General features: G+C 59.8%; 4 protein-coding genes. 1 reads left to right on the forward strand and 3 read right to left on the reverse strand.

Annotated elements, in window-relative coordinates:
• Positions 1–89: 89 nt before the first annotated feature.
• The 3 genes from choV to FEM54_RS24630 all read right to left on the reverse strand — a co-directional run bounded on the left by choV (position 90) and on the right by FEM54_RS24630 (position 3,124).
• Positions 90–1,268, reverse strand: a complete 1,179-nt coding sequence (choV, locus tag FEM54_RS24620) for a choline ABC transporter ATP-binding protein (RefSeq protein WP_017139375.1) — start codon at positions 1,266–1,268, stop codon at positions 90–92.
• Entirely contained in the window at positions 1,265–2,110 is an 846-nt protein-coding gene (gene choW / locus FEM54_RS24625) for a choline ABC transporter permease subunit (protein ID WP_017139374.1), read from the reverse strand. Before choW ends, choV begins: the two co-directional genes overlap by 4 nt.
• A 66-nt stretch (positions 2,111–2,176) precedes the next feature.
• A complete protein-coding gene (locus FEM54_RS24630) occupies positions 2,177–3,124 on the reverse strand; it encodes a choline ABC transporter substrate-binding protein (protein ID WP_099550374.1) in 948 nt (315 codons plus the stop codon).
• Positions 3,125–3,538: 414 nt separating this feature from the next.
• Here FEM54_RS24630 and FEM54_RS24635 point away from each other — a divergent pair, with 414 nt between their 5' ends.
• Positions 3,539–4,915 (forward strand): L-serine ammonia-lyase, encoded by a 1,377-nt coding sequence (locus FEM54_RS24635; protein ID WP_099550375.1) that lies wholly within the window; start codon positions 3,539–3,541, stop codon positions 4,913–4,915.
• The last annotated feature ends 34 nt before the right edge of the window (positions 4,916–4,949 follow it).

Raw genomic sequence — 4,949 nt, forward strand, 5'->3', positions numbered from 1 at the left:
GCGATAGCGGTGGTGAATTCACTAAAGCTATCGCAGGCAAGCCAGCTCCCACATTGACCCAGTTTCTTCAGTTGGTTTTGCGGTACCGACTAGCCCAGGTTCTTGCCCAGCAGGGCATGGTACAGCTCGCTATCCCCCAGAATCCCCACCACCTGGTTGTTGTTATGCAACACCAGCTTGTTCCCCGTGTGATACCGGATCTGCAACGCATCGCGCATGCCGATATTGGAATCCACCAGCGTCGGTACCCGGCCCAAACCTTCCACCGGTTGCCCCGGCGCCCAGTTCTGCAGGTTCAACGGCGTGCCGTTCTGGCGTGCGCCCTTGATCACATTGCCTTCGGCCAGGTCCAGCCACGAATCGCCGCCCGGGTCCAGGCTGATGGAGCCGTTGACGTGGGTGCAGTTCTCTACGGTACGCATCAGGCTGCGCCCGCACAGCACGTTCAGCGGGTTGGTATGGGCGACGAAGGTGCGCACATAGTCGTCCGCCGGGTTCAGCACAATCTCTTCCGGCACGCTGTACTGGATGATCTTGCCGTCTTTCATGATCGCGATGCGGCTGCCGAGTTTCAGCGCCTCATCCAGGTCGTGGCTCACGAACACGATGGTCTTGCTCAGCTTGCGTTGCAGTTCCAGCAGTTCATCTTGCAGGCCTTGGCGGATCAGCGGGTCGAGGGCCGAGAAGGGTTCGTCCATCAGCAGGATATCGGCATCCATCGCCAAGGCGCGGGCCAGGCCGACGCGCTGCTGCATGCCACCGGACAGCTCGTCGGGCTTCTTGTTACGCCACTGGGCCAGGCCCACCAGTTCGAGTTTTTCATCCACCAGCGCGCGCCGTTCTTTCTCCGGGCGGCCCTGCATCTCAAGGCCAAAGCTGATGTTCTCGCGCACCGTCAGCCACGGCATCAACGCGAACTTCTGGAACACCATGGCGATGCGCTTGGTGCGCATCATTTTCAGCTCGGCGGGCGTGCAGGACGCAATGTCGATCTGGCGGCCTTCGTGCTCCACAAACAGCTGGCCGCGGCTTACGGTGTTGAGGCCGTTGATGCAGCGCAGCAGGCTCGACTTGCCGGAGCCGGACAGGCCCATCAGCACGCAGATCTCGCCCTTCTCAATGTCCAGGCTGGCTTTTTCAACGCCGACGATCTGCCCGGTCTTTTTCAGAATCTCGTTACGGCTCATGCCCTGGTCCAGCAGCTTGAGCGCTTCGCGTGGGTCTTTGGAGAAGATCACGTCGACATTGTCGAATCGAATAATGCTCATGCATCACCCCCTACTTTGGCGTCGGGTTGTTTGCAGATGCGGTCGAGCATGATGGCCAGCAATACGATTGCCAGGCCGGCTTCAAAGCCCAGGGCAATGTCGGCGGTGTTGAGTGCGTTGACCACCGGCTTGCCGAGGCCGTCGGCGCCCACCAGGGCCGCGATCACCACCATCGACAACGACAGCATGATGCATTGGGTAATACCGGCGGCAATGCTCGGCATGGCGTGGGGCAGTTCAATGCGTGAGAGCAACTGACGGCGCGAGCAGCCAAAGGCCTTGCCGGCGTCCATCAACTCTTGCGGTACATCGCGGATACCCAGGTAGGTCAGGCGGATAGGCGCGGCAATCGCGAACACCACCGTGGAGATCAAGCCAGGCACCACACCCAGCCCGAAGAGGGTCAGGGTAGGGATGAGGTAGACGAAGGTCGGTACGGTCTGCATCAGATCGAGCACCGGCCGCATCATGGTGTAGAACAGCGGTTTGTGTGCGGCAACAATGCCCAGCGGCACACCGATGACCACGCAGACCAGGGTGGCGAACAACACCTGCGCGAGGGTTTCCATGGTTTCCTGCCAGTACCCCAGGTTGAGGATCAGCAGGAAGGAGGCGATGACAAAAACGGTCAGGCCCCATTTACGTTGAATAAAGTGAGCCAGCAGCGCAATCAGACCGATCAATGCCAGCGGATTGAACCAGGTCAGCGCGAACGTCACGCCGTGGATCATCGTTTCCAGGGTCGATGCGATGGCGTCGAAGTAGTTGGCACCATGTTTGGTCAACCATTCGACGAAGGCAGCGATGTACTGGCCTAGTGGGATTTTCTGTTCAGTCAGCATGGTAGTGAATGTCCACATGCGAAGGGGAAAACATCCCGGGGCAGCGCACCGCCCCGGGGTCAGCACTTACTTGGCGAGGTATTCCTTGACGGCCTCCAGACCGGGTTTGCCATCAACCGTGGTCACACCGGCGAGCCAGGTGTCGAGCACTTGCGGGTTCTTCTTCAGCCAGGCTTTGGCTGCGGCGTCGGGCTTCATCTTGTCGTCGAGGACGTTACCCATCAGGGTGCTTTCCATGTTCAAGGTGAACGACAGGTTTTTCAGCAACTGGCCGACGTTGCTGCATTCCTGGGTGTAGCCCTTGCGAACGTTGGTGTAGATGGTGGCCTGGCCGTAGTTGGGGCCGAACGAGTCGTCTCCGCCGGTCAGGTACTTCATCTTGAAGCGGGTGTTCATCGGGTGCGGTTCCCAGCCCAGGAACACGATGGCCTGGTCACGCTTGGAGGCGCGTTCCACCTGCGAGAGCATCCCGGCTTCGCTGGACTCAACCACTTTGAAACCCGCGGTTTTCAGGCCGAAGGCGTCTTTGTCGATGAGGGTCTGGATAGTGCGGTTGCCGTCGTTACCCGGCTCGATGCCGTAGATCTTGCCGCCCAGCTCATCCTTGAATTTGGCGATGTCGGCGAAGTCTTTGAGGCCCTTGTTGTACAGCGCCTCCGGGACCGCCAGGGTGTACTTGGCGTTTTCCAGGTTGGCGCGCACGGTTTCCACGGTGCCGGCATCACGGTATTGCTTGATGTCGTTCTCCATGGTCGGCATCCAGTTGCCGAGGAAGATGTCCATGTTCTTGCCGTCGGCCAGGGACTTGTAGGTCACCGGTACCGAAATCATCGTGGTGCGCGGTTTATAGCCAAGGCCCTTGAGGACTTCGCTGGTGGTCGCGGTGGTGACAGTGATGTCGGTCCAGCCGACATCGGAGAAGTTAACGGTCTTGCACTGTTCCGGTTCTGCAGCGTGTGCCAGGACTGGCAGACTCAGCATGGCGGCCAACAACAACGAGGGTGAACCTTTCATCGGGGTAGACTCCTGTGTCTTTTCTGGCGGCATTCGCCGCGCTTTATAAGTGTTGCGGTTGGGGCGTGCATCGAGGCGACGGCACGGTGCCTTGCAAACGAGTCGAGACTGATCATGTACCAGTGAAAATCTGACGCCTACAGGGGGCGTCGTATCCAGTACAGGGATGGTCGTATCCAGTGTCGGTGACGTCGCTTACAGATTTTTCCAATGGCAAAACCGCAGTTTTTACCGATCTGAACCGCTAAAAACGGCCAAAATGCCCGATCGCACGAGAGCGGCGTTGTTGAGCATGGTTACGTCGGTGTGAGACGCCGTGAAGGCAAGCAAAAGCTTGATGATGCCGCCATCTGGGCGATCTGAGCGTAGCACCTCGTTCAAGCCTGGCCGTGCTTATCGAGGAGTTCTACCGCAATGGCTATCAGTGTTTTCGACCTGTTCAAGATCGGCATCGGGCCTTCTAGTTCTCACACCGTCGGCCCCATGCGCGCCGCAGCGTTGTTCGTTCAGCACTTGCGTGAACGTGGAGTGTTGGAACAAGTACGTCGCGTTGAAGTTCAGCTATATGGCTCGTTGTCGGCCACCGGCATCGGCCATGGCAGCGACACGGCGACCATCATGGGCCTGATGGGCGAGTGGCCGGACGCAATCGACCCGGCGCAAATCGGCCTGCGTATTCACACCCTGCGCGAGACCGACACGCTCTTGCTCGACGGCCGCCTGCCGGTGCCCTTCGTCTGGGCACGCGACATGCGCCTGCTCGACGAAAACCTGCCGTTCCACCCCAACGCCATGACCCTGGTGGTGTTCGATGATGACGGCGAGCTGCACCGCGGCACCTACTATTCAGTCGGTGGTGGTTTTGTGGTGGACGAGGCCCAGGCGCAGAGCGGCGTGGCCGATATGGACCGTACCGAACTGCCGTATGATTTTTCCAGTGCTGTGGAGCTGTTGCAGTTGTGCAAGACCCACAACCTGCGCGTCGCCGAACTAATGTTGGCCAACGAAAAAACCTGGCGCAGCGAAGACGAAATCCGCAGTGGCCTGATGAAGCTCTGGCGCGCCATGCAAGACTGCGTGGAGCAGGGCCTCAAGCACGAAGGCATCCTGCCCGGTGGCCTGAATGTGCGTCGCCGCGCCGCCAAGTTGCACCGCAGTTTGCAGGAGCTGGGCAAACCGAACGTGATTGGCTCGACCTTGAGCGCCATGGAGTGGGTCAACCTCTTCGCCCTGGCGGTCAATGAAGAAAACGCCGCCGGTGGGCGCATGGTCACCGCCCCCACCAATGGCGCGGCGGGGATTATTCCTGCGGTGCTGCACTACTTTATGAAGTTCAGCGAAGAAGTCACCGAAGCCAACGTGGTCGACTATTTGCTGAGCGCTGCGGCCGTCGGGATTCTGTGCAAGAAAAACGCCTCGATTTCCGGCGCCGAAGTCGGCTGCCAGGGTGAAGTCGGTTCAGCCTGTGCCATGGCCGCTGCGGGACTTGCCGAGATCCTCGGCGCCACGCCGGAGCAACTGTGCAACGCCGCCGAAATTGGCCTGGAACATAACCTAGGCCTGACCTGCGACCCGGTCGGCGGGCTGGTGCAAGTGCCGTGCATCGAGCGCAACGCGATTGCGGCGGTGAAGGCGATCAACGCCGCGCAGATGGCGCTGCGCGGTGATGGTCAGCACTTTATTTCCCTTGACCGGGTGATCCGCACCATGCGCGATACCGGCGCGGATATGCATGACAAGTACAAAGAGACTTCGCGGGGTGGTTTGGCCGTCAGCGCAGTAGAGTGTTGATTCACTAATGCCGCCATCGCAGGCAAGCCAGCTC

This window comes from Pseudomonas edaphica, assembly GCF_005863185.1.
Lineage (GTDB): Bacteria > Pseudomonadota > Gammaproteobacteria > Pseudomonadales > Pseudomonadaceae > Aquipseudomonas > Aquipseudomonas edaphica.